The sequence below is a fragment of the Bacillus sp. MM2020_4 genome, assembly GCF_011250555.1.
Lineage (GTDB): Bacteria > Bacillota > Bacilli > Bacillales > Cytobacillaceae > Neobacillus.
Map to the genome: position 1 here is coordinate 13,994 of NZ_JAANMZ010000050.1, position 19,097 is coordinate 33,090.

The 19,097-nt window shown below is 38.1% G+C and carries 31 protein-coding genes, 2 tRNA genes and 2 rRNA genes; 5 read left to right on the forward strand and 30 right to left on the reverse strand.

Annotated elements, in window-relative coordinates; genetic code table 11:
- Positions 1–15: 15 nt before the first annotated feature.
- A complete protein-coding gene (locus G6554_RS21510) occupies positions 16–201 on the reverse strand; it encodes a hypothetical protein (protein ID WP_166245690.1) in 186 nt (61 codons plus the stop codon).
- Positions 202–293: 92 nt separating this feature from the next.
- On the opposite strand from G6554_RS21510, the gene G6554_RS21515 reads away from it, so the two are divergent.
- Positions 294–470 (forward strand): hypothetical protein, encoded by a 177-nt coding sequence (locus tag G6554_RS21515; RefSeq protein ID WP_166245692.1) that lies wholly within the window; start codon positions 294–296, stop codon positions 468–470.
- 48 nt (positions 471–518) lie between these two features.
- Here the strand turns inward: G6554_RS21515 and G6554_RS21520 are convergent, their stop codons facing one another.
- The 25 genes from G6554_RS21520 to G6554_RS21640 all read right to left on the reverse strand — a co-directional run bounded on the left by G6554_RS21520 (position 519) and on the right by G6554_RS21640 (position 15,644).
- Positions 519–1,022, reverse strand: coding sequence for a sigma-70 family RNA polymerase sigma factor (locus G6554_RS21520; protein WP_166245694.1), 504 nt, complete (start codon positions 1,020–1,022; stop codon positions 519–521).
- Positions 1,023–1,038: 16 nt separating this feature from the next.
- Positions 1,039–1,236: a hypothetical protein gene (locus G6554_RS21525; protein WP_166245696.1), complete on the reverse strand. Its 198-nt coding sequence runs from the start codon at positions 1,234–1,236 to the stop codon at positions 1,039–1,041.
- 94 nt (positions 1,237–1,330) lie between these two features.
- Positions 1,331–2,113 carry a hypothetical protein gene (locus G6554_RS21530; protein WP_166245699.1) on the reverse strand — a complete coding sequence of 261 codons (783 nt, stop codon included), beginning with the start codon at positions 2,111–2,113 and terminating at the stop codon, positions 1,331–1,333.
- Positions 2,094–2,294, reverse strand: coding sequence for an XtrA/YqaO family protein (locus G6554_RS21535; protein WP_166245701.1), 201 nt, complete (start codon positions 2,292–2,294; stop codon positions 2,094–2,096). The genes G6554_RS21530 and G6554_RS21535 overlap by 20 nt, the downstream gene beginning before the upstream one ends.
- Before the next feature lie 64 nt (positions 2,295–2,358).
- Positions 2,359–2,523 (reverse strand): hypothetical protein, encoded by a 165-nt coding sequence (locus G6554_RS21540; protein WP_166245703.1) that lies wholly within the window; start codon positions 2,521–2,523, stop codon positions 2,359–2,361.
- Between the two features lie 263 nt (positions 2,524–2,786).
- Positions 2,787–3,221 (reverse strand): hypothetical protein, encoded by a 435-nt coding sequence (locus tag G6554_RS21545; protein WP_166245656.1) that lies wholly within the window; start codon positions 3,219–3,221, stop codon positions 2,787–2,789.
- Positions 3,222–3,279: 58 nt separating this feature from the next.
- Positions 3,280–4,212, reverse strand: a complete 933-nt coding sequence (locus G6554_RS21550; RefSeq protein ID WP_166245705.1) for a DUF3102 domain-containing protein — start codon at positions 4,210–4,212, stop codon at positions 3,280–3,282.
- A complete protein-coding gene (locus tag G6554_RS21555; protein ID WP_166245707.1) occupies positions 4,209–5,786 on the reverse strand; it encodes a PcfJ domain-containing protein in 1,578 nt (525 codons plus the stop codon). The genes G6554_RS21550 and G6554_RS21555 overlap by 4 nt, the downstream gene beginning before the upstream one ends.
- A gap of 14 nt (positions 5,787–5,800) precedes the next feature.
- Positions 5,801–6,157, reverse strand: coding sequence for a hypothetical protein (locus tag G6554_RS21560; protein ID WP_166245709.1), 357 nt, complete (start codon positions 6,155–6,157; stop codon positions 5,801–5,803).
- 145 nt (positions 6,158–6,302) lie between these two features.
- Positions 6,303–6,713, reverse strand: coding sequence for a hypothetical protein (locus tag G6554_RS21565; RefSeq protein ID WP_166245711.1), 411 nt, complete (start codon positions 6,711–6,713; stop codon positions 6,303–6,305).
- Positions 6,714–6,731: 18 nt separating this feature from the next.
- On the reverse strand, positions 6,732–7,244 hold the full coding sequence (locus G6554_RS21570; protein ID WP_166245713.1) for a hypothetical protein: 513 nt from the start codon (positions 7,242–7,244) through the stop codon (positions 6,732–6,734).
- Positions 7,245–7,304: 60 nt separating this feature from the next.
- Positions 7,305–7,787, reverse strand: coding sequence for a DUF1064 domain-containing protein (locus tag G6554_RS21575; RefSeq protein WP_166245715.1), 483 nt, complete (start codon positions 7,785–7,787; stop codon positions 7,305–7,307).
- 4 nt (positions 7,788–7,791) lie between these two features.
- Positions 7,792–8,028, reverse strand: coding sequence for a hypothetical protein (locus tag G6554_RS21580; RefSeq protein ID WP_166245717.1), 237 nt, complete (start codon positions 8,026–8,028; stop codon positions 7,792–7,794).
- Positions 8,028–8,255: a hypothetical protein gene (locus tag G6554_RS21585; protein ID WP_166245719.1), complete on the reverse strand. Its 228-nt coding sequence runs from the start codon at positions 8,253–8,255 to the stop codon at positions 8,028–8,030. Before G6554_RS21585 ends, G6554_RS21580 begins: the two co-directional genes overlap by 1 nt.
- Positions 8,256–8,279: 24 nt before the next feature.
- Complete coding sequence (locus G6554_RS25615; RefSeq protein WP_207343088.1) at positions 8,280–9,374, reverse strand: hypothetical protein; 1,095 nt, start codon at positions 9,372–9,374, stop codon at positions 8,280–8,282.
- Positions 9,375–9,389: 15 nt separating this feature from the next.
- Entirely contained in the window at positions 9,390–10,091 is a 702-nt protein-coding gene (locus G6554_RS21595; RefSeq protein ID WP_166245721.1) for an MBL fold metallo-hydrolase, read from the reverse strand.
- Positions 10,091–11,224 carry a hypothetical protein gene (locus G6554_RS21600; RefSeq protein WP_207343089.1) on the reverse strand — a complete coding sequence of 378 codons (1,134 nt, stop codon included), beginning with the start codon at positions 11,222–11,224 and terminating at the stop codon, positions 10,091–10,093. The genes G6554_RS21595 and G6554_RS21600 overlap by 1 nt, the downstream gene beginning before the upstream one ends.
- Positions 11,225–13,300, reverse strand: coding sequence for an AAA family ATPase (locus G6554_RS21605; RefSeq protein ID WP_166245723.1), 2,076 nt, complete (start codon positions 13,298–13,300; stop codon positions 11,225–11,227).
- Between the two features lie 2 nt (positions 13,301–13,302).
- Positions 13,303–13,605 carry a hypothetical protein gene (locus G6554_RS21610; RefSeq protein WP_166245725.1) on the reverse strand — a complete coding sequence of 101 codons (303 nt, stop codon included), beginning with the start codon at positions 13,603–13,605 and terminating at the stop codon, positions 13,303–13,305.
- 179 nt (positions 13,606–13,784) lie between these two features.
- Complete coding sequence (locus G6554_RS21615; protein WP_166245727.1) at positions 13,785–13,937, reverse strand: hypothetical protein; 153 nt, start codon at positions 13,935–13,937, stop codon at positions 13,785–13,787.
- 104 nt (positions 13,938–14,041) lie between these two features.
- Positions 14,042–14,350 carry a hypothetical protein gene (locus tag G6554_RS21620; protein ID WP_166245729.1) on the reverse strand — a complete coding sequence of 103 codons (309 nt, stop codon included), beginning with the start codon at positions 14,348–14,350 and terminating at the stop codon, positions 14,042–14,044.
- A gap of 5 nt (positions 14,351–14,355) precedes the next feature.
- On the reverse strand, positions 14,356–14,625 hold the full coding sequence (locus tag G6554_RS21625; protein WP_166245731.1) for a hypothetical protein: 270 nt from the start codon (positions 14,623–14,625) through the stop codon (positions 14,356–14,358).
- Positions 14,622–15,152 carry an XRE family transcriptional regulator gene (locus tag G6554_RS21630; protein WP_166245733.1) on the reverse strand — a complete coding sequence of 177 codons (531 nt, stop codon included), beginning with the start codon at positions 15,150–15,152 and terminating at the stop codon, positions 14,622–14,624. The genes G6554_RS21625 and G6554_RS21630 overlap by 4 nt, the downstream gene beginning before the upstream one ends.
- Before the next feature lie 53 nt (positions 15,153–15,205).
- Complete coding sequence (locus G6554_RS21635; RefSeq protein WP_166245743.1) at positions 15,206–15,391, reverse strand: helix-turn-helix domain-containing protein; 186 nt, start codon at positions 15,389–15,391, stop codon at positions 15,206–15,208.
- A 19-nt stretch (positions 15,392–15,410) separates the two neighbouring features.
- A complete protein-coding gene (locus tag G6554_RS21640) occupies positions 15,411–15,644 on the reverse strand; it encodes a helix-turn-helix domain-containing protein (RefSeq protein WP_166245735.1) in 234 nt (77 codons plus the stop codon).
- A gap of 170 nt (positions 15,645–15,814) precedes the next feature.
- Between G6554_RS21640 and G6554_RS21645 the strand changes: the two genes are divergently transcribed.
- The 4 genes from G6554_RS21645 to G6554_RS21660 all read left to right on the forward strand — a co-directional run bounded on the left by G6554_RS21645 (position 15,815) and on the right by G6554_RS21660 (position 18,477).
- Complete coding sequence (locus G6554_RS21645) at positions 15,815–16,237, forward strand: helix-turn-helix domain-containing protein (protein WP_166245737.1); 423 nt, start codon at positions 15,815–15,817, stop codon at positions 16,235–16,237.
- 24 nt (positions 16,238–16,261) lie between these two features.
- Complete coding sequence (locus tag G6554_RS21650; RefSeq protein ID WP_166245739.1) at positions 16,262–16,663, forward strand: ImmA/IrrE family metallo-endopeptidase; 402 nt, start codon at positions 16,262–16,264, stop codon at positions 16,661–16,663.
- Positions 16,664–16,686: 23 nt separating this feature from the next.
- Positions 16,687–17,193 carry a hypothetical protein gene (locus tag G6554_RS21655; RefSeq protein WP_166245658.1) on the forward strand — a complete coding sequence of 169 codons (507 nt, stop codon included), beginning with the start codon at positions 16,687–16,689 and terminating at the stop codon, positions 17,191–17,193.
- 69 nt (positions 17,194–17,262) lie between these two features.
- Entirely contained in the window at positions 17,263–18,477 is a 1,215-nt protein-coding gene (locus G6554_RS21660; RefSeq protein WP_166245741.1) for a tyrosine-type recombinase/integrase, read from the forward strand.
- Between the two features lie 96 nt (positions 18,478–18,573).
- Here G6554_RS21660 and G6554_RS21665 read toward each other — a convergent pair.
- From G6554_RS21665 to G6554_RS21680, 4 genes are all read right to left on the reverse strand, one after another.
- A tRNA-Thr gene (locus G6554_RS21665) sits at positions 18,574–18,646 on the reverse strand.
- A gap of 28 nt (positions 18,647–18,674) precedes the next feature.
- Positions 18,675–18,749, reverse strand: a tRNA-Asn gene (locus tag G6554_RS21670).
- Between the two features lie 14 nt (positions 18,750–18,763).
- Positions 18,764–18,880 (reverse strand): 5S ribosomal RNA (gene rrf, locus G6554_RS21675).
- Between the two features lie 120 nt (positions 18,881–19,000).
- Positions 19,001–19,097 (reverse strand): 23S ribosomal RNA (locus tag G6554_RS21680); the annotation flags it as partial.

A 19,097-nucleotide genomic window follows, 5' to 3' on the forward strand; every position in this document is an offset into this window, starting at 1 on the left:
GGTGCCTTCTGAATGTTAATCTTCATCATAGATTTGAAAAGAAATAACTTTATCCATATTATGATACTTTTCTAAATCTTCATCTTTAACCCATTTATTTGTCTGTAAATAATTAAGAGCGTTAGCCTTAGCATTACTCTTTATGGTAATAAAAACTCTACTTTCTTTATCCAGATTTAATTGCACTCTGAAGCTTGTCATGGTATCGCCTCCTTCCATCTTAAAACATTCAACAAATAGGAGGTATTTCCTCCTTTTTTGACGAATATTGTAAAAAAAGGAGGTGATAATTCATGCCATATAAACCAGGTGAAAGACCTAGCGATTCTGGACAATTTAAAGAAGTTGGACCTAGAGGTGGAAAAGTTAGTAATACAGAAATAACTGGGATTCAAAATAAACCTCTTCCACCTACCTCAAAACCAGGTAACAAGTGGGAACTAGTTGATAAAACGAAACACAAAAAATAATTGATTTCATCATTAATACATCATTTGTACGACAAAAAAGAGCCTTTTTCACGAAACAAGAAAAAGGCTCTCATTTTTACGCTGTGCAATTTTCTTTTCTGCTCTTTCTAGGTGAGATTGCACTGTACTCTTTTTTATCCCCAACAATTCGGCGGTGTATTCATAAGTAATCCCCTCTACTTTAATCATGAGGAAGATATCTTTTTCCCTTACCGTTAATGTACAAAGAGCATCCTCAATGATTTCATTATTCATTCCATTCCAACCGGTACCATCTTGGGAGATTTCCTTATAAAACGGATGAACGGGTAAAACATCCAAGACAGCAGGATCAGTTAAGTATACTCCATGTTTATCGATTCCGCGGCGGGCATCCGGATTCCTTCCACTCTTCATCCATTCAAGAGCAAATTCCAAGTCGCTGATCATGCCGGCGATTGCTTTTTTATCCTCTTCATCCCGCAGAGAGGGTTTCTTTAAATTATCTAAATCAGCCTTCATTCTTTTAGCCTCTCTTAGGGATTTTCGATATTCTGCCATTAACACTCTCACATGATCAGCTCCTTAATTATTTTTGTCTCAGCGAACCTTTGTAGCGGCGGTAGGTGGGGCGTCCGGTACCCATTAAGTACTTCAAATCACTGTCAGATAACTTCTCTGTTTTCTTCTTTGCCGGCTGTGGCTGTACTGATTTATTTTTCTTAGGAGTAGGTTCTTGGTGTTTGTGCTGCCATTGCTTTAATTGGTTCTGAAATGATGGCTTCATATCCTTATCTCCTTGTACATTGATGAGAAAACAAAAAAGGACACCAAACAACGCTTAATGCGTCATTCAGTGTCCTCCAGATGGCTGGTAGAACTTATGATTCTTCTTTTTTTGTTTCCTCTCTCTCTTTTATAATACTATCAACAACCTTAATAACTAAATCTATAATTCTTTTATCCCTTGTAAGTTCAGACCTAATAAAAATAACCAGTGATAGAACTATGAAAGTTATCGCTCCTACCTGAACTATTAATTCTATTTGTTCCCAAGTTTTAATATCATTTTCCGGTATTTTTTTTAGAAAATAACTAAAAATGTTATCCCAAACTGTAACTTTGGCAATAATTCCAGTGAAGGAGCTTAATAAAATAGGGAACAGCATTGTCCACAATTTATAAAGAAAATTATTTTTAGCGTAATACTCTAAATAATCTTTTAATAAATAATAATCATAAATCGATTCTCCTACAGACTCAACAATCTCTTGTTTTATCAATTTCAAGTTGCTTGCAATATCTGCCTGAGCACATTTTCTTAACCAGACATATAATGACTCGCCAAATAAATCTGTTTGCCCAACCCATTGAAATAAATTAATGTTAATTTCTTTAGTAATATCATTTTCTAATTTTCTTTTTGTTTGCTTATTTTTATACGCATTTGCACCTTTAAAATAATGAAAAATACAATATGCAGTAATTGACCATGAAAAAGTATTTGCTATAGCGATTGAATCTCTTTTGAAAATAAACATTAAAGCAATACAAATGGCAAATATTAATACTAGCCCCAAAATAAAGCTAATAAACGCATTTTTTATTTTTTTTCTAAAAAAATCTAAAATCGTATTCAAACTTTCAAAAATCTTCTCCTTCATCAAACTTCACCCTTTTGACTTTTCCTTGATGTGTAATAATCCTAGTTTCCCCATGGTCTGGAAGATTTGTAAATCGAGCCTTCCCATTACACACAACAATTGCAAAGCTTCCTTTTTGTTCCATTATATCAATTTCTAGTTTCATCGTACTAGGATTAATTTCTATCTCTTTTAATCGCAAAAGGATCTCCCCCATATGGTATAATTAAGTTGGAATTGGCCGGGAGAGATCCTGGCTTTTTTATTTAGTCATCCAAATCCATGTACCCGGCTTTTGATCCATTTTCAATTTGGTGCTTTTCAATATGATCCACTAAGGATTCGATTGTTTCTAGTAAGCTCTTATTCTTGCAATCATGGCCAAGGGCTTTATTAACCCTTTCTAATACATCCGCATGTTCAACTACCATTCTAATCATCCTTCCTATTCATCATCATCTAACGAAACCATTCTAAGCCGTCCAGGACTGTCCCCACAGCGAACGTTATTATAATAGGGCGAGGTCATATATCGGAGGAAGTCTATTGATTTTCCAGTGTTTCTGTTAATTTCTCGGATCGTTCCTTCTGAAATGAACATTTCTCCCTTATATAAAGCGTATATCCTCTTATGCCATGGAATTTTCACTTGTCTCACCTCTCTAATTCGCATTTTACTCAAAAAAACAAATTATTAAATTTCCGAAGTTACAATAAATGGAGTACCTTCCCACTCGTTATCAATAATTTCCCTTACCGAAATTAACCGTGTTCTTTCCTCATCATTCCAGACTTCTTTATCAAACGGCACTATCTTAATCTCGTCATAATCATATAACTCATCGTCTTTCAAACCAGTGAGGCCCTTGTACCATGCTAGAGCTTCCTCAAGTGAATAAGCTGCAACTGAATCACATTCACAAACTTGAAAAACAAGAACATCTTTCAATCCTTTTTCCTCTACAATTTCTAAACAATCAACTGAAAATCCACCTGTCTTACCTTCCAGTAAAACAACCTTTTGCCCATCCCCCAATTCCCACGGTTCGCTTCGTGTGACCCAAACTTTATCGGGTTTTTTTCTTGCCTCATAACAATTGACCATTTTAACTTTTGTTCCAATTTTCATGTTTTACCGTCTCCTTTTTTGGGATAAGTCTAATTTCCTATAAGTTAGACCCAATAGACTAATTAAGCTTCTCAGTCATTTTATTTATCAGCCCCAAAGCCGCCTTTTTGTACTTCTCCTGATCTTCTGGACCATTTATATCGGATAAGGTACCTAATAAATCTCCAAATCCTTTAACCAGCGTTTCAAAGCATACTGAGAACTTCACTACAGCCTTATCGGTCTGTTGGCCAACACGCTTACGAAGATCCGCAAGTTCCTGTTCAATTTCTGCAGGTACCTTTTCAACTACTGCCTGCACCTCGATGGGCTTTTCTTTCAGCTGATGCTCGAGCTTTTTTATCTTTTTCAATGAAGCGGACAGTTCTTTTTCTTTTCCATTAAGAGCTGACTGAAGATTATCAACCTCTTGCGTATTGCCAGCTGCAATTGCAAACTCCAAATCTGATTTTAGCTTGTTCACTATTAAGGTGTGGTCATTAGACTGCGTTTCCATCTTTTGAATTTCCTTAGCCAATTTTTCACGAGCAGCCTTTTCTTTCTTGGCCAACATTTCCGCTTCTTTTAATTTTTTCTCCACATCCTGCTTTTCCTTGATTGCCTGTTGCAATTCACGGGTAGACATAGTATCAATATCATTTTCTTGAATAAATTCTTCTCGTTCTTCAGCCGGCACACCCAAGAGCGCTACTGCTTGTGTGTAAGAAAGATTTCCAAGCGCTTGGGATTTCGCTTCGCTGCCAAAGAGCGAAAACTGATCTGCACCGTACTGGTTAAATATTTTCATTAGATTATTAGCTGTGCTCTTGGAGTAATCAACAGATTCTTCGAGCCATTTTCCCCATTCACCATGTGGAACGATAGTCTTTGCCTCGACTAAGCGGCGGCCAATTTCGATACTATTAACGAGCAGCATCTTCTTTGTTTGTTCTTTGATGCTATTAATCTCAGTAGCTATCATTATTGGAGTTCTTACGATTAACTCACTCATACGGCAACATCCTGCCTTTCTGCTGTTTTAGTTTTCTTTTGCTTCGGCTTATTTGTAAGTTTGGCTAACGTGAAAGCATCAATAAAAGCTTTAACCTCTTTTGTAGGAGAGCAATTTTTACGCCCTCTTGTTTGAACAATTGAATTTCCCTTTATCTCCATGGTATAGAACGGCTTGTCCGGTTCATTGACTTTGCGAATGATGAATAAATTGGTCTTCCCATTAGCGTAGCGGTCAGCGTACGTTCCTACACAATGTTGTAAAGCTTTCCCTTCCTCAATTAATTCCTTTGAGTCTGCAGCAGGCCGGATCATTAGCCCACTGTGTTCAAAACAGTATTTTTCAAGCACTTTGACCCTTACCTCAATTTTCTTTGTTAATAGTACGTCGGCTTTAATTTTTACTTGTTTTATAGTATTTTGGTGGGCCCTGTGTAAATCCGATGGGAACAATACATTTTCTTGACTAAGATCCATTTCTAATCGAACACAATCCGCAATATAATCCCGCCAGGTAGTGATTATCTCTCGGCTACTACAATATTTTCTAACCTTAGCCTCTCTTTTATATTGTTTTTCAATATACGCATCTGCCTTACTCAATTTTGTGTATTTTAGAATATTCTTTAGTTCCTCGAAATAATGGCCGTATTGTATATCAATCTCACAGATTTCCTTTAGCGGCATTTTTGATTTATCCTTTTTAGAAATCTGGAATAACTTCAAAATTAATGAACTTATTTGAACATCTGATTGTTGAAGTTCCTTTAAATCTTGCTTAGATAGCCTCAAAACCTTTTGGATTGTTTTCCCGTTCCAATTAACTGCCCCGTAAGTCTTACGCCCATACAGCTTAGCCTCAACTAGTAACCGCATGCCCATTTTTGTTAAGTACTCAATACACGGATATTTGGAATACAGGTCAAAAAACTCAACCATATCTCCAGTAAGATAGCTTTCCCATGTACTATACTGGAATGGGGTGTCCTTCACCGCTTCCCTTATGCTGTCATAGGAGCAATAACAAGATTTATTGGCCATCGACGTATTTAATTCTGACCTAATATTTTTCTTACTGTCCCATCCACTCACATATGACATTCCTTCAGTGTGTGAAAAGTATACATACGGTCGATGGATCATCCTGCTTTTCCCTGGTTCAAAGACGTAAAGTGCTTTTGTTTGAATCATTGTACTAACTGAACGAAAATCAAATCGGTAATCCCTTATTGCATAAATGCCTCTTGCAGTAATTGCAGCTGGATTGACTAGTGATTTTTCGTAGTATACAAAGTAGACTTCATCAACCATATATTTACGGCTAATCCCGCTTGCCTGTACTTTGCATTGTGATTGGCATTCAGGACAAGTAAACTGACTCTTATGTTTTAAATTGGATGTTTCAAATTCATTTTGGCAATGGGTACAATATCCGTACTGTTGCTTTCCCTTTTTCCAAGTAAAGATATATCGGCTAGATTTAAAAGGATCTGCGATAGCATAATCAATAATGGATTGACTTAATTCATTAGAAAAGTGAGAAAAGATTTCCTCATATTCAGTTGTATTTTTCATTTCCTGATGCCCCCTCACAAAAAGTCATCTAGTTTAACATCGAAGTCTGTTGCCAGCGCACTCGGCTTTGGAACTGGAGGGGCAACAGGTACATCAAATGCTAAAGGCTTTTCAGTAATACCAAAATACTTGAGGACCACTTCAAATCCCTCTGCTGGCGTAAGGACAGCCATATTACCGACCTTCTTCTTCGAGGCAACCTTCTTCATTTCCTCAAGGCTCCTCATAATTGATTTATCTTTAGCGAGGATCTGCTCAGCAGCTTCCGGATACTTTTCGATTTGCTGTAGCATAAATTCCCCAACAACCTGAACATAAGAATTTTTTTCTTTTTCCATTTCAGCTTTGATTTTTTCGAAAGCTTTTTGCATCAATTTACCTCCTAAATTTGTCAAATCAGTGACATATATTGTAAATATATTAATGTGTGATAATATGATATTTGGAATTCATTCATCTCCTAATGAATACATTCCTTGCCCCGGAGACTTTACTGCCGGGGTTTTATTTATTTCTTCAGTGAAGAACTCCACTTTTATCCTCTTTAAGCCAATTCGTATCTAGCTTTTTAGTGGCAGGCTTCTTGCCAAGGTTTTTTATAGCAATTTCCCTAAATTCATTAACTTGATTATTAAATTTCTCGCTACCGATCTTTTTTATTATCATTACTAATCGAGGTACCACATTCAGCTCTAAAAACATCATTGTGTCTTCATAACTCTGAATATTATCCGGCACACGTACATCTATTAATTTTGCTCCTGATCTCACTTCAGAAATCCGTATTGTATTTTTAATGGGTACCGCACTAAATTTAAACTCGTTTATTTTTAATAAATGACCTGCTACTTTTGCCCATTTATCTTTAAGTGCCAAATTAAATTCATATGCATCCGGCGAAACACTAACTGTATAAAGTTCATGCATGGCTTGCCTCCTTAAAAATTAATCAAACAATGACAGCTGTATATAATTTGCTGTTCCAGGTTCACTTTCTGCTAAAAAATGATCACTTTCATCGAATTCGATATCAAAATTAGTGGTTTCTGTTATGGTTTTATCAATTTCCACTTCCACAAAATCGGTAAACCAGTGAAGCGGAAGACATCCTCGCAAAACACTTAAACTGTTATCCTCGTAAAAAGTGCCGTGAGTTTCATGCGGCAGTAAATAATACTCTTGCAATTTGATTTGCTTGTATCCTGGCTGCCTCCAAATGAGCTGGGCATTATAAAGCTTCTCGGGATCCAAACTGACTGGCCTTGCTTCCGGTTCTTCTGGCCATAGTTCATCTTCAATTATTTGAAAATAGCTAGCCTGGAAACAACCCATATGTGCACCTGAATTAGGAAACTTTGATACATAGTAATGATTGGCCCCATTGGGAAAGAGATAATAGCTTGTTCCCTTCTGCAGAACGGCGGTGTAACCTGAGTCAATACAAATACCTTGTAACATTACCCCACCCGCTCCCAGCCATTTTTGAGCCTACAGGCTATTTCTTTCTTGCGAAGTGGTTCATATACGACTACTAACTTTCCTTGCTCTTTTCGGGAAAGGATAACCCACTGTCGCTGCCTTTTTCTTCGCATTTGGCTTCACCTTCTTTGGCTTCTTTTTCAATTTTTGGAGCTTTTCTAACTCTAGCCAGCCATGAGTTTCATCCAACGTGACCACTTTCAATGTATGTTCATAGCGGGCTTCAAACATCTTTTTCTTAAGTTTAAATACCGGGGTCTCAACACCCTTCACATCCACGATTTCAACGCTGCCATCGAGGTTATGAATCTCGAAATCTGCAACATACTCAGTCTTACGGACAGTTTTACCATTCTTTTTATAAGCCTCAAGCAATAGGAATCGTGGCTGAAGCTTAAAGTCCTTTATTTGCTTCGCCTGCTTAAGCCATTTAAGCTGGGCATAATACTTTGATTCTGCAATGCTATCGAATTTATGGCCATCAATGACGACCTTTTTATTGCCGTACTTAGAATCTGCCATTCTTTTACCCTTTCAATCCGTATTTCCGAGGTACTAGCTTATCGTTTCTTGCCAGATGGATTATGGCCATCAGTAACTCGTCAGGATCCCGGTTAAAGTGCTCTGCCATATAATTCACACTAAGGCTCCTATTCCACATTTGGGCGATTTCATTTAGCTCTGGCTGATCCCAGACAAAATCCAAATCCTCCAAAATAACAACTCTTTTCTTTCGTGCATTGACTAATAAATCCTTCGGCATTAAAACCACTTTCCATTTTCATTTTCGATGTCCACCCATAGGATGGACGCAATTACCCATTCCTCTTTAAGAGCCTCATAATCAAGTGATTCAATAGCTTTACCGCAACGGGAAGTGGTTACATTCATGGCCCGTAGTTCATCTAGGACGATTTCCCGTTTCACCTCTAATGGCGCCTTTTGCCTAACTTTCTTCCGGTGTTTGACAGCTTCTAGTAAGATTCCCATACTGTTCACTCCCGTTTCCGTGTTCTATAAAGCTCTAAACCTATTTAACTTTTCTTGTATAGCCCTTTGCCTATTAGCAGCTTCCTCCTCGCTTAATTGAGGAGTCGTTGTTTTGCTAGGATCATCGGTAAAGTATTCAGGTACAATCTCTTGCCGAATAGGTCTTTTATACGCACCCTTTCGTGCTGGTTGCTTTTTAGCAGGATTTATAGACTCTAGTTTCCGATGGTGCTTGTCCAAAATAGGCCCAGCGCAATAAGACAAGCTATTAATACGGTCCCTCGAATGTTTTGGTATGTAATTGTCAAAACACTCTTTTAGGTAAACTAGTGCATCAGCTATAGGTACTCCTCCTGCGATAATCTCCTTTGCAGCTGATTCATCAACAGGCGAACTAGAAAAGCCATAGGCTCGTAGTTGGATAAAGCGGTCTATAAGAATTTTGGCTGCATCTTCCGAAGTTTGTGATATTTCTCCAGATGGCACTGGATCACCCTGTGGGCCGGTCGTAGGCACCCCGTCAATTTCTTCGTGTGTGTTATCATCAGCAGCAATAAATAAATCATTCTTAAGACATTCTTTATCATTCTTGTTTATATCCGCGAGGTGTTCCCCCACTGTTCCCTGACTGTTACCCTCAACACCATTTGGTTCTTGAATGCCTTGGTATGATTGGTTCGACCCTGTTCCCTGTCTGTTACCCCTATATTCATTTTGATTACCTCTAGGTGTTTCAGTGGTGTTACCCTCAACACTTTTTACTTGGTATAAATCCCAATTTAACAACGTTATTAGTGTGTACTGCCTGTTACCCTTCCCGCGATCTATCCTAATCATTGACTGTTTCTCCATCCATTCGAGGATGGTGGTAACAGTCTTGGGGTTTGGTTCTTTGTATTTCACCCCCTCATACCATCCGACCTTTTTAGCAACCTCACGGACAGAAGTAAGATGCTGACCTGCCTTAATCGTCAGGAAGGTTCCGTCTCGCATGGGAATGGTGTTATCCTGATGATTTACCGTGTATTTGAGGTATTGCCAGATTCTATGGTAGAGGGGCGGCATCATCCATATAGCGCTGCCTAGTTCTTTTCTAAAGTCTTTGATGTACCCCTGCATGCTTTCCCTCCTTAATTAAGGGACAAATACTAGCTTCCCGGTCAATTCCATAATTTCTCGTTTAAATTGATCAGCATTGCTATTGGTATCACTTAAATGAAGCAACCAAATTTCTTGTACTTTTGTTAATTCATTAGCCTTCAAAAACTCTTTAACATTTTCGAGGCTAAAGTGCGACTTTTCTAATCGTTGCTTCATTACCCTGGGTACTCGCCCTTTAACAATGTTTTCTATAAGGATTTCACGGGAGTAATTACATTCCACCATGATGTGAGTAAGACCCGGAAAGCGATATTTAATGTAATAAGTATCAGTGGCGAAAAGGAGCTTCTCTCCCTCTTGATTTGCCAGCAGAAACCCAAGAGGTTCGCTGACATCATGCTGTACATCAAATGGGAGTATGGTCCATGTACCAAGGATGAATTGCTTCTTTGCCTCAACTGTCTTAAACCGATGATGATTAATACCTATAGCTTCAGATGTACCAGCTGATGAATAAACATCGATTCCGGCTTTTAACACATCCTTAATGCTTTTACAGTGATCACCATGTTCGTGGGTTACCAGACATCCTGCAATCGATGACATTTGAAAATTAAACCCTCGCTGTATTTCTTTGTAAGATAGTCCACATTCCAACAGTAGCGGGGTGCTACCGTCTGTCACTCGGTAGCAATTCCCCTTCGAACTAGAAGACAGGGCAGTGATTTCTATCATTAGAATTCAAGTCCTATTTGTTCAATTTGTGGGTCATCTTTTTTCTCATTTTCATAATGGGTTTCTTCGTTACTCTCCTTTTCTTTAGTAAGTTTGGGTTCATGTTCAATTACTTCTGGTTTTTCCTGAGTAGTCGATTCCTTCACTGGTGGATCTATATCAATCATTTCTTGGTTCGCATTCTCATTAATTTCTTTTCTTACTCTTGAGTAGCTGTCATCTTCAGTTTCACTGTAAGTCATTTCAATAAAGGCATTGCCGAAGTCTTTCGGAATCTTTTTCACAATGTTGTTACGCATTTTCCTAATAATCATGGTCTCCCGACTTTGCGGATCCTTCCAAGCCGGACTAATATATTTTTCAACAGTTTCATCATCAAGAGCTTTTAAACCAAGCTCTTCAATCGTTTTTACAATTTCTTTTTTCTTTGCATCAATTTCATTTTTTTGTTTGGCATTCGCTTTAAATCGAGATTCTGCAATTCCAAACGTCTCGTTCATAAGGTTGTTTTTCACATGGGCGATAAGGTTTTTGACGACGTCTTCGCGTTCTGCAATGTAATATTCGGTCCTACCACCCTTTTTAGTGATAGGGTAAACTACTCGAACCACTTCCCCCTTACCTGTCGGTGTCCATTCAGGTGGGCTCATTTCGATACCCTTATACTTTGGATATTCAAACTGATCTTCGGAGCGTACCTGCCAAAATTGATGAACTTCTTCTACACCTCGACCAAAATTTGAAAGAATAGCATCATTTCCGTCGCCCTCAATTCCCATTTCGATTTGTTTAACCCAAACATCTTCATCGTTTTTTTTCATCTTTACATTTCGAATTTGAAAGTATGCTTCTCGGGGGCTGGCCGCCGCATTTAGTTTTAATGCGGCAACACTTAATAAGGTTTGAGTAACATTGTTTTTGTCTAAGGCTGGGTCTGTCCACTTTATTCCCTTAACATCTAAGACTGAGTTGATTGCGGAAATCGCTGACATTACACATTGCTTTTGGTAATGGTCCATATTGATCCCATTTCCCGATAATTGGCGTTCAATCATCGGGAAAAATGTATTGCTAATTTTGGTTAATCCGGTTTGAAAGCTGGATTGTGCAGCAACTTCATTTTGATTACTCAATTAGATAACCTCCTTATATTCGTTTAGTTCAATCTCTACCCTTAATTGCTTATTCAGGCTTTTCCATCCTTCGCTTGCATGTTCGTAACTTCCGTTCAACTTGATAAGGTATTGTTTTGTTTCCGCCGGCAAGGTGTCAAAAGTCGGAGGCACTAACAACCGTATAACTTGTGTATCTACATCAATCAGTTCAGTTACAGCCTCAGCGTTATCAACGAATATAGGGGCAGAAAAACCGTAATGATCCGAAAGCGTATTAATGATATCCAAACCAACATTGATACGTGCCGCATTATTTAATCCGGATCCGTAAGGAACACCTTTGTAAGTAGTCTCGCAAACTTCTTCTAAACCACCGTTGATGTTCTGCTTAAATAGATTGAAGCGGGCGTATTTGAACTTCTTGTTAATCTTTTCTTCTAGCAAATTGACTTTGGTTCGAATGAATTCTTCTGTTAAGTAAAGTTCTTGTTCAAGTTTTTCGAATTCTGCTGCAAGATCACGTTCCTGTTGAGATAACTCTTCAATCCGTTTATTTGACTGGTCAGCGAGTACGAATTGTCCTACTTGTCTTTGCAGCTGATCACGCTTATTTTTGGTATTCATAATTTCCATTTGAATATCCTGGATTGCCCCTTCTGACATTTCCCTTATATGCTTAATTTCTTGTTCGACGACCTGCTTTTCTTGGAGCTTTGCCACATAGTGTGGATTTTCGAGAATATCTGTTACCAGGCTTTCTTGTTGTTTCAACTGAGCATTCAGTTTTTCTAAGCTCTGTTGTTTTTCAACAATCTGGCTGTTAATTTTTTCATATTCACTCGTCAGCTTTGCATTGTCAGCTGCGATATTCTGTTTTCGCTCAGCCCCTTGTTTACCTTTCGTATTGATACCTTCTAACTTCTGAGCTTTAGAAAGGTTAAATTGGGATAGAGCATTTTCTCTTGTTGCATCCACTTGCTCAGCTGGTAGAGACTGCCCACATGCCGGGCATTCGCATGCATCTGTATGCTGAAACTCTTGTTTATTAACTTCGTGCCATTCTTGTCTTAATTGTGCGAGCTGATTTTCAATAGTTTTTAAGCTTTCATCATTGTGTCCTTTTTGAATTTTCAAGTTTTCCGCTTTCGACGTGAGGATAGAAATATTTGACTTCTCTTCCTGTGTTTTTACTTGTAGCTGATATACACGTTCTTTAGAGTCAGAATCATGTTCTCGCTTAATATCCATTAATGCCATTTCGATTTCTTGAATTAATTTCTGCTTATCTGAAATGGCCTTTCCGTTTTTGATACTGCTAATCTGAGTCATTTTGTCATCAATATCATTGTTAAGTATCGTTATTTCAGCTTCCAGTGCCTGCTTGTCTAATCCATCCAACTGAGGCAATCCCCTCTGAATCTCATCGATGCGAACCGGAATTTTCTCAAGTTCTTTATTAATCTCAGCACGGCGGGCAGCAATGATTTTTCTATGGTTTTCAATGGTCCGACCTTGCAGGATTGACGGCAGTGGTGCCAGGGCGTTTTCACTAGCTATGACTTCTTCATCGGATATGTCTCCGCAAATTTCTAACAGGGTTTTTCTTCGATCTTGCCATTTCACTTGTTCATTAAAAAATGTAGGTGATGTTAGTAGTTTGAAAAGGTCTTCCTGGACAATTGATTTTATTAAATCCTCATACTCTTTCTTTTTCACAGGCACCCCATCAATATAATAAGTGGTGGTATGACCCGTGAATTCATCTGTTGCAGATCCACGTTTACGTGTCCATTTTTCAGAGTATACTTTCCGAAGAGTCAACTGCTTACCATCCAGCAAGAATACGCCCTGTACTTCATGCTCAAGCATATGCTTTTCCTCGCCATTTTCATTTAACGTTTTGAGTGCAAAATCTTTTTTGTTTTGGCTGTCCTTGTCAAACAATAGCCAAATGAAACTATCAACTAATGTAGTTTTTCCAGTGGCATTATCCCCAAAGACAAATGCGTTAATCCCATTTAGAGTCATTGCGAAATACGGAATGCCTTTAAAATTTCTGATTTCTAGACTTTCTAATCTAAATTGTTTCGACAATGTTATTCCTCCTCATTAATCTTTTTCAATTCTTCACGTACCTCCTGAATTGCCGGAAAAAAATCTCTGAAAATTAGATTTTGGCCATTTTTAAATGAATCACTATATTGCTCTGGATGTTTTGTTATGGACCTCCGGTGCAAGTTAACCAAAAACTCCATATGGTTAATCGCAAATTCCAATGAACGGAATTTTTCTTGCATAAAGACTCTCCTTTCCGATAAAATAGGAGTATCAATTATTTTTAATGCATCTGACTCCTGCTGCGAACAGGGGTCTTTTTTATTTCCAATAAGCTGATTCATAAGTTCCTCCTTCCTAACTAATTGGTGCCTCATTTGCACCGTCACAAGCCGGAGGAAAGGGGATGTTTGGGGGGATGGAAAACCCCCGGCTCATGACGGCAAAAACGAAACTTGCCGCACCGAACGAACGGTGATAAACTCTAAATATAGAAGATCAAGTGCAGTAAGCAGGTGCCCGCCTAGCTTGCTGCTTTTTCTTTTGTAGTAAGTACTTTCGATGCTGATTTCAATTGAAGCTCGAAAAGGGTAACCTTCCCTTTGTTATCTCGTACCTTTTGGCACCAATGCTGAACTTCTTCTTTTGTCATTACTGGACTTGTAAACAACCTCATCGGATCCGCACCGCCCAATCTATTTTTATTCCCTGCGCTTTTAACTTTTGTATGAGCTGCTCGAGTTTTTCTCTCTTTGAAATATTCAACTGTGTACTCTCCTTTTAGAAAAAACGTAATTTGATTGCTTCCATTGCTAATTTCTTGTTATAGCCGTCAAGATAGTCCATATCGCTTAAATTGACTTTGTTGCTCTCGTTATAAAGATGCAAAGCAAGGTTTAACATAAACTTTTCTGATTTAGACCATGGAGCAGCAGTTCTTTTTAAAGCCATGATTCGTATTTCTCCATTTTCCAAATTGAAATATTTTGTAGTAAAAACACCTTTAAGCTTCCAATTGTTTGAAAATAAATGGATTACGCCTTTCCAGTAACAATCGTTTGCTAGATAACTCGGAATTTTCTCGGACATTTTAATCACCCCTTCTTGATTGAAACCATTTCGATTGATATGCCTGTAGCAACAATACTTTGCACCAATTCTTCCAGGCGTCCTCGTTTGACTTTTTTCTCCTGAAGCTTTTCAAGTTCATTCAAAGAGCTTAAGAGATTAACGGTGGTAAGTTTCGCTTCCTGTAGATTCCCTTCCATTAACATTTCTTCGATTCTGCTGATGCAGGTCCATGCAGCACGATATTCCTCATTAGCTTTCCGAGCATCCTCTGGCAAAAAGTCATCTTTATTCACTTTTTGATAAACCTCCTTTGAATCAGCTTTAATTTATGCTGGGTCCACATCTTAGCCCAGGATATGTTGTACTCTTTGCATAATGTGGCAACATAGTGATTTAAAGCTGTGATAGCATCAATGCTTTCTGATATTGTTTTTTCAATTGCCTGTATTTCCACTGGATCTAATGCTTTTGGGTTAATGGTTAATCGCTTTGAAGCTTCCATCATGGCAGTTAGCGCTTCTTCCAATTCTTCTTTTGTTTTGAGCGATACAGACGTTCTATGTAGGTCAACTGCGTCCCCATCCAATTGGACGGGTCCCCAGTTGGTGTATTCAGCTGCTGCCTCCATCGCCACCCAAGGGTTGTTATGTTTTTCTGCATAATAATTAGATAACTCTGGTTGAACTTGATAACGACCATTCTCCTGTTGGGAGACGGACTCACGGGAACCGTAATATTCATCGAATGTCATTTCTAGTTGTGTAATTCCTGCATCCTTCCTGGCCATCTTGGCAGCCACTGCGGCTCTACCAATTGGCATCTGTACACATCCCCTTTCTACCGCGAAATTTGGTATAAACTGATAAAATTTAATCAAATGACATCACTGATAGAATTCAAGCAATTCATTTGCTGTTGCTCTTTCCATTTATCTAAGAATTCTTTTTCGAACCGGTACAAGCTGCGAATTTTAAAACATGGGAGCTCGCCAGCTCTTGCCATCCGATAAATTGTTTCAACCGATACATCAAGATACTTAGCTGCATCTTTGACTGTCATTGCCAACTGGATCACCTCCTTAAGCTGATTTTTCAATTTCCCTAATAACGGATTCCGTTAGTTTGTTATCAAAAAAAATTGCTGGATCTACCCCAAGGACATTTGCAATAACTTTTAACCTTTCTACATCTAGTCTTACTTCACCTGATGTTATGTGACGATAGCCTTGTAATGACAAATTTAATTTGTTTGCAATATGAGTTTTCGTAATTCCTTTCGCCAATCTTATTTTTTCAACATTTTCGTGTACCATCTTTTCACCTCCAAAAACTAACGCATTCCGTTATATTTATAATACTAACAAATTCCGTTAGTGTCAACAGATAATTTCAATAAATTCTCATATACCGTTAGTTTTGTATCATTTTTCGTTAGTTGTTGGTATTATTTTGTTAATTGATGGATATTTAGGGGAGTTTTATTATGGGAATTGGCGATAGAATTAAACAAAAGAGAAAAGAAAAAAGATATACCCAAGCTGAATTAGGGAAAATCGTTAGTGTTTCAGCTCAGGTTATTTCTAACTGGGAACGTGGTTATAGCGACCCTAACCATGGCGACGTTGCTCGTTTAGCTGAAGCGCTAGATTGTTCTACTGAATTTCTCCATGGACGAAAAGTAGAAGATAATCTTCCACCACTAAATAATAAGGATAAAAGAGATATTGCTAAAGACCTCGAAAATATCTTGGAAACCATGGGAACAAATACAGCTTTATCTTTTGATGGGGAACCTTTGGATGATGTAACAAGAGAGCTTGTGAAAGCAGCTATAGAAAGTAATCTAAATTTAACTAAGCAACTGGCAAAGAAAAAATTTACTCCAAAGAAATATCGTAAAGACTAGGAGTGATCTCTAGTGAGCTGGATTATGAAGAAATTAGAACTAGAGATAAAAAGGCACAAAACAAATAATCCGTTCGAAATGGCGGAAGGGAAAAATATATTAATTAGGTACTTCCCATTAGGTGAGACCCTAGGATTTTATATGAAAAATGCCCGACATCAAATTATCACATTAAACAGTGATATGGATGAAAATCAATTAACATTTGTTTGTGCTCATGAACTTGGCCATGCCGTATTGCATCCGAATGAAAACACACCCTTTTTACATAAACACACTTTAGTTTCCAGGGATAAGATAGAAAAGCAAGCCAACTATTGGGCAATTAAACTCTTAACTTATGAATCTAACTTAAGTATGTACCAGACAAAGCAAGAAATATTGAGGGAACACGGTATACCTTATGAAATGGAACGGTATTTATAAATCTAATTTAGGGGGAACTTAGGATGGGATTCTTAAAAAATCTATTCAACCAGCCAGAATTAACTCAAGAAGAAAAAGATCGCGTTAAAGAAGAAAAAGAAAGAATCCGCCAAGAGAAAATTAAAAAAGGACAAGAAAAATTAGAGCAACTGCAGCAGAAGATGCAAGAGCTCGATGAAAATGTCGAGTTAGAACATTTAGGAGGATATCCTAAAATAAAGGCTGGAAAGACAGTAAAGATTAAAAAGTCCCCAGGTCAAAATCAAATTAACTTTGGTTCAAATGTTGTTACAGTAAAAGCTATTGAGTGGTCTGAAAAAGGAAAGAGAAGTGCTGGCAAAGCTGCTGCTGGCGCAATAGCAGGCGGTTTATTAACCGGAGGAGTAGGTTTAATTGCAGGAGCCGCTATAGGTGGAAGAAAGAAAGATGACTCTATTGTCGCATTACTCATTAATGAGAATGGGATTGATTATACAGTATATTTCCGTGCCGATCAAAAGGAATATCAAGAGCTAGCAAGCCTATTATAAAATTGCCCATTTGTTAGGGCTTTTCTTTTCAACACAAAACAGAACATGCATTCGAAAAGAGGGGTTAAATTGAGTGGATTCAAAGAAGTTCGTAAGGGATTTTATGAATTTAGATTAGAATTGGGATATTTACCAAGTGGTAAGCGAAATCGTAAATTTCGAACATTACCCTGTAAAAATGATACAGAAGCTAAAAAAATACTAGCCCGTCTGTCAGTAGAATTAGAAGATGGAAAACTAGCAGATCACAGCAAAATGACATTCGAAGACTTGTATGAAAAATGGAAAGTAGAGTTCGCTCCATTTAAACTGGATGCACAAACGCAAGAAACCTACCAATATGTAATTGAAGACTCTCTCCTTCCGGAATTTAGAAAGGCTCGAATTCAAAATTTAAAAGCCAATGATTTTATCTCCTATTTTAATAGAGAAATTAAAAAGAGTCAGGAACTGAAGGAAAAGAATGCAAAAATAGAAGACACAGGTAGTAAAGAGAAAAAGGAGAAAGTTGTCGGAGACTACACGTTTGAAAAACGGCACCGCTGTCTAAGAAGTTTATATAAGTATGTCATGCAGCTGGAGATCATTAAAGAGGACATTTCTCAGGAAGTACCCAAACCTAAGGTTAAAGCCCGCAAAAAGGATTATTACGAAGATGAGGAAATCATCCACCTTTTTGACGTAGTCAAATTAATCCCTCACCATCAAGCGCTAATGGTTACCCTAGCTGTAACTGGTGCCTTACGTCGTGGAGAAGTATTAGGGATTGATATGTACAAAGATATTGATTTTGTTAACAATACCATTCATATTAGTAGGTCTGTCCAAAAAACCAAAGAATACGGGTTGCGGGTAAAAGATACCAAGACTGAAGATGACCGAATCGTAACGTTTGATGAAGTTACAATGGCAGAGGTCCAAGCCTATCTACTAGAACGTGAAAAGGAAATCGAACAAATAGGAGATGAATACAAAGGATTTAGAACTATATATGGAGAAAAGGTTGATCTTTTATTTGCGCACATCGATGGTACTCCTTATGATCCTAATTCCGTTAGCCAGTTTTGGAGTAGAATTGTTAAACGTCATAATCTGAAAAAAATTGCCTTTCATGATTTACGGCACACGTCAGCCAGTTATCTTTTAGGCCTAGGATTTAGTATGAAGGCCATTCAGGAACGACTTGGTCATTCGGATATAAAGACGACGATGAACCTCTACACACACGTCAATAAAAATCTAAATAAAGCCCTCGGAGATGCCTTTTTAAACCTTCGAAAATAAAATGGTCAGTTGCTTGGTCAACTGCCCTAAAAACACGCAACAAAAAAGCCATCTCTCATCGGTGAGAAATGGCTCTATATCAATGTTTTAAAGGTAAGCTTCCAATCGGATTCGAACCGATGACCTCTTCCTTACCATGGAAGTGCTCTACCTACTGAGCTATGGAAGCATAGCTGATTTTCTTAGTTGTTTAAAAGTGGCTCCGCAGGTAGGACTCGAACCTACGACCGATCGGTTAACAGCCGATAGCTCTACCACTGAGCTACTGCGGAATAATAATTTAACAGCCTGGCAACGTCCTACTCTCACAGGGGCGCATGCCCCAACTACCATCGGCGCTGAGAAGCTTAACTTCCGTGTTCGGTATGGGAACGGGTGTGACCTTCTCGCCATAATTACCAGACTATTTTTTGACACTATTTTATTATAATGTCTTTTTTGTTTTTTTCAAGAGGAAATTTACTTTTTTTCGTTCCCTCAAAACTAGATAATACAGAAGAAGTTTGTAAAAACGAATAATCAATTGGTTAAGTCCTCGAACGATTAGTATCAGTCAGCTCCACATGTCGCCACGCTTCCACCTCTGACCTATCAACCTGATCATCTTTCAGGGTTCTTAC

Coding starts and splice junctions, on each gene's coding strand:
- G6554_RS21510 (WP_166245690.1), bottom strand. CDS start 201: ATGACAAGCTTCAGAGTGCAATTAAATCTGGATAAAGAAAGTAGAGTT.
- G6554_RS21515 (WP_166245692.1), top strand. CDS start 294: ATGCCATATAAACCAGGTGAAAGACCTAGCGATTCTGGACAATTTAAA.
- G6554_RS21525 (WP_166245696.1), bottom strand. CDS start 1,236: ATGAAGCCATCATTTCAGAACCAATTAAAGCAATGGCAGCACAAACAC.
- G6554_RS21530 (WP_166245699.1), bottom strand. CDS start 2,113: ATGAAGGAGAAGATTTTTGAAAGTTTGAATACGATTTTAGATTTTTTT.
- G6554_RS21540 (WP_166245703.1), bottom strand. CDS start 2,523: ATGGTAGTTGAACATGCGGATGTATTAGAAAGGGTTAATAAAGCCCTT.
- G6554_RS21545 (WP_166245656.1), bottom strand. CDS start 3,221: ATGAAAATTGGAACAAAAGTTAAAATGGTCAATTGTTATGAGGCAAGA.
- G6554_RS21550 (WP_166245705.1), bottom strand. CDS start 4,212: ATGAGTGAGTTAATCGTAAGAACTCCAATAATGATAGCTACTGAGATT.
- G6554_RS21555 (WP_166245707.1), bottom strand. CDS start 5,786: ATGAAAAATACAACTGAATATGAGGAAATCTTTTCTCACTTTTCTAAT.
- G6554_RS21560 (WP_166245709.1), bottom strand. CDS start 6,157: ATGCAAAAAGCTTTCGAAAAAATCAAAGCTGAAATGGAAAAAGAAAAA.
- G6554_RS21565 (WP_166245711.1), bottom strand. CDS start 6,713: ATGCATGAACTTTATACAGTTAGTGTTTCGCCGGATGCATATGAATTT.
- G6554_RS21570 (WP_166245713.1), bottom strand. CDS start 7,244: ATGTTACAAGGTATTTGTATTGACTCAGGTTACACCGCCGTTCTGCAG.
- G6554_RS21575 (WP_166245715.1), bottom strand. CDS start 7,787: ATGGCAGATTCTAAGTACGGCAATAAAAAGGTCGTCATTGATGGCCAT.
- G6554_RS21580 (WP_166245717.1), bottom strand. CDS start 8,028: ATGCCGAAGGATTTATTAGTCAATGCACGAAAGAAAAGAGTTGTTATT.
- G6554_RS21585 (WP_166245719.1), bottom strand. CDS start 8,255: ATGGGAATCTTACTAGAAGCTGTCAAACACCGGAAGAAAGTTAGGCAA.
- G6554_RS25615 (WP_207343088.1), bottom strand. CDS start 9,374: ATGCAGGGGTACATCAAAGACTTTAGAAAAGAACTAGGCAGCGCTATA.
- G6554_RS21595 (WP_166245721.1), bottom strand. CDS start 10,091: ATGATAGAAATCACTGCCCTGTCTTCTAGTTCGAAGGGGAATTGCTAC.
- G6554_RS21610 (WP_166245725.1), bottom strand. CDS start 13,605: ATGAATCAGCTTATTGGAAATAAAAAAGACCCCTGTTCGCAGCAGGAG.
- G6554_RS21615 (WP_166245727.1), bottom strand. CDS start 13,937: ATGAGGTTGTTTACAAGTCCAGTAATGACAAAAGAAGAAGTTCAGCAT.
- G6554_RS21620 (WP_166245729.1), bottom strand. CDS start 14,350: ATGTCCGAGAAAATTCCGAGTTATCTAGCAAACGATTGTTACTGGAAA.
- G6554_RS21630 (WP_166245733.1), bottom strand. CDS start 15,152: ATGCCAATTGGTAGAGCCGCAGTGGCTGCCAAGATGGCCAGGAAGGAT.
- G6554_RS21635 (WP_166245743.1), bottom strand. CDS start 15,391: ATGACAGTCAAAGATGCAGCTAAGTATCTTGATGTATCGGTTGAAACA.
- G6554_RS21640 (WP_166245735.1), bottom strand. CDS start 15,644: ATGGTACACGAAAATGTTGAAAAAATAAGATTGGCGAAAGGAATTACG.
- G6554_RS21645 (WP_166245737.1), top strand. CDS start 15,815: ATGGGAATTGGCGATAGAATTAAACAAAAGAGAAAAGAAAAAAGATAT.
- G6554_RS21650 (WP_166245739.1), top strand. CDS start 16,262: ATGAAGAAATTAGAACTAGAGATAAAAAGGCACAAAACAAATAATCCG.
- G6554_RS21655 (WP_166245658.1), top strand. CDS start 16,687: ATGGGATTCTTAAAAAATCTATTCAACCAGCCAGAATTAACTCAAGAA.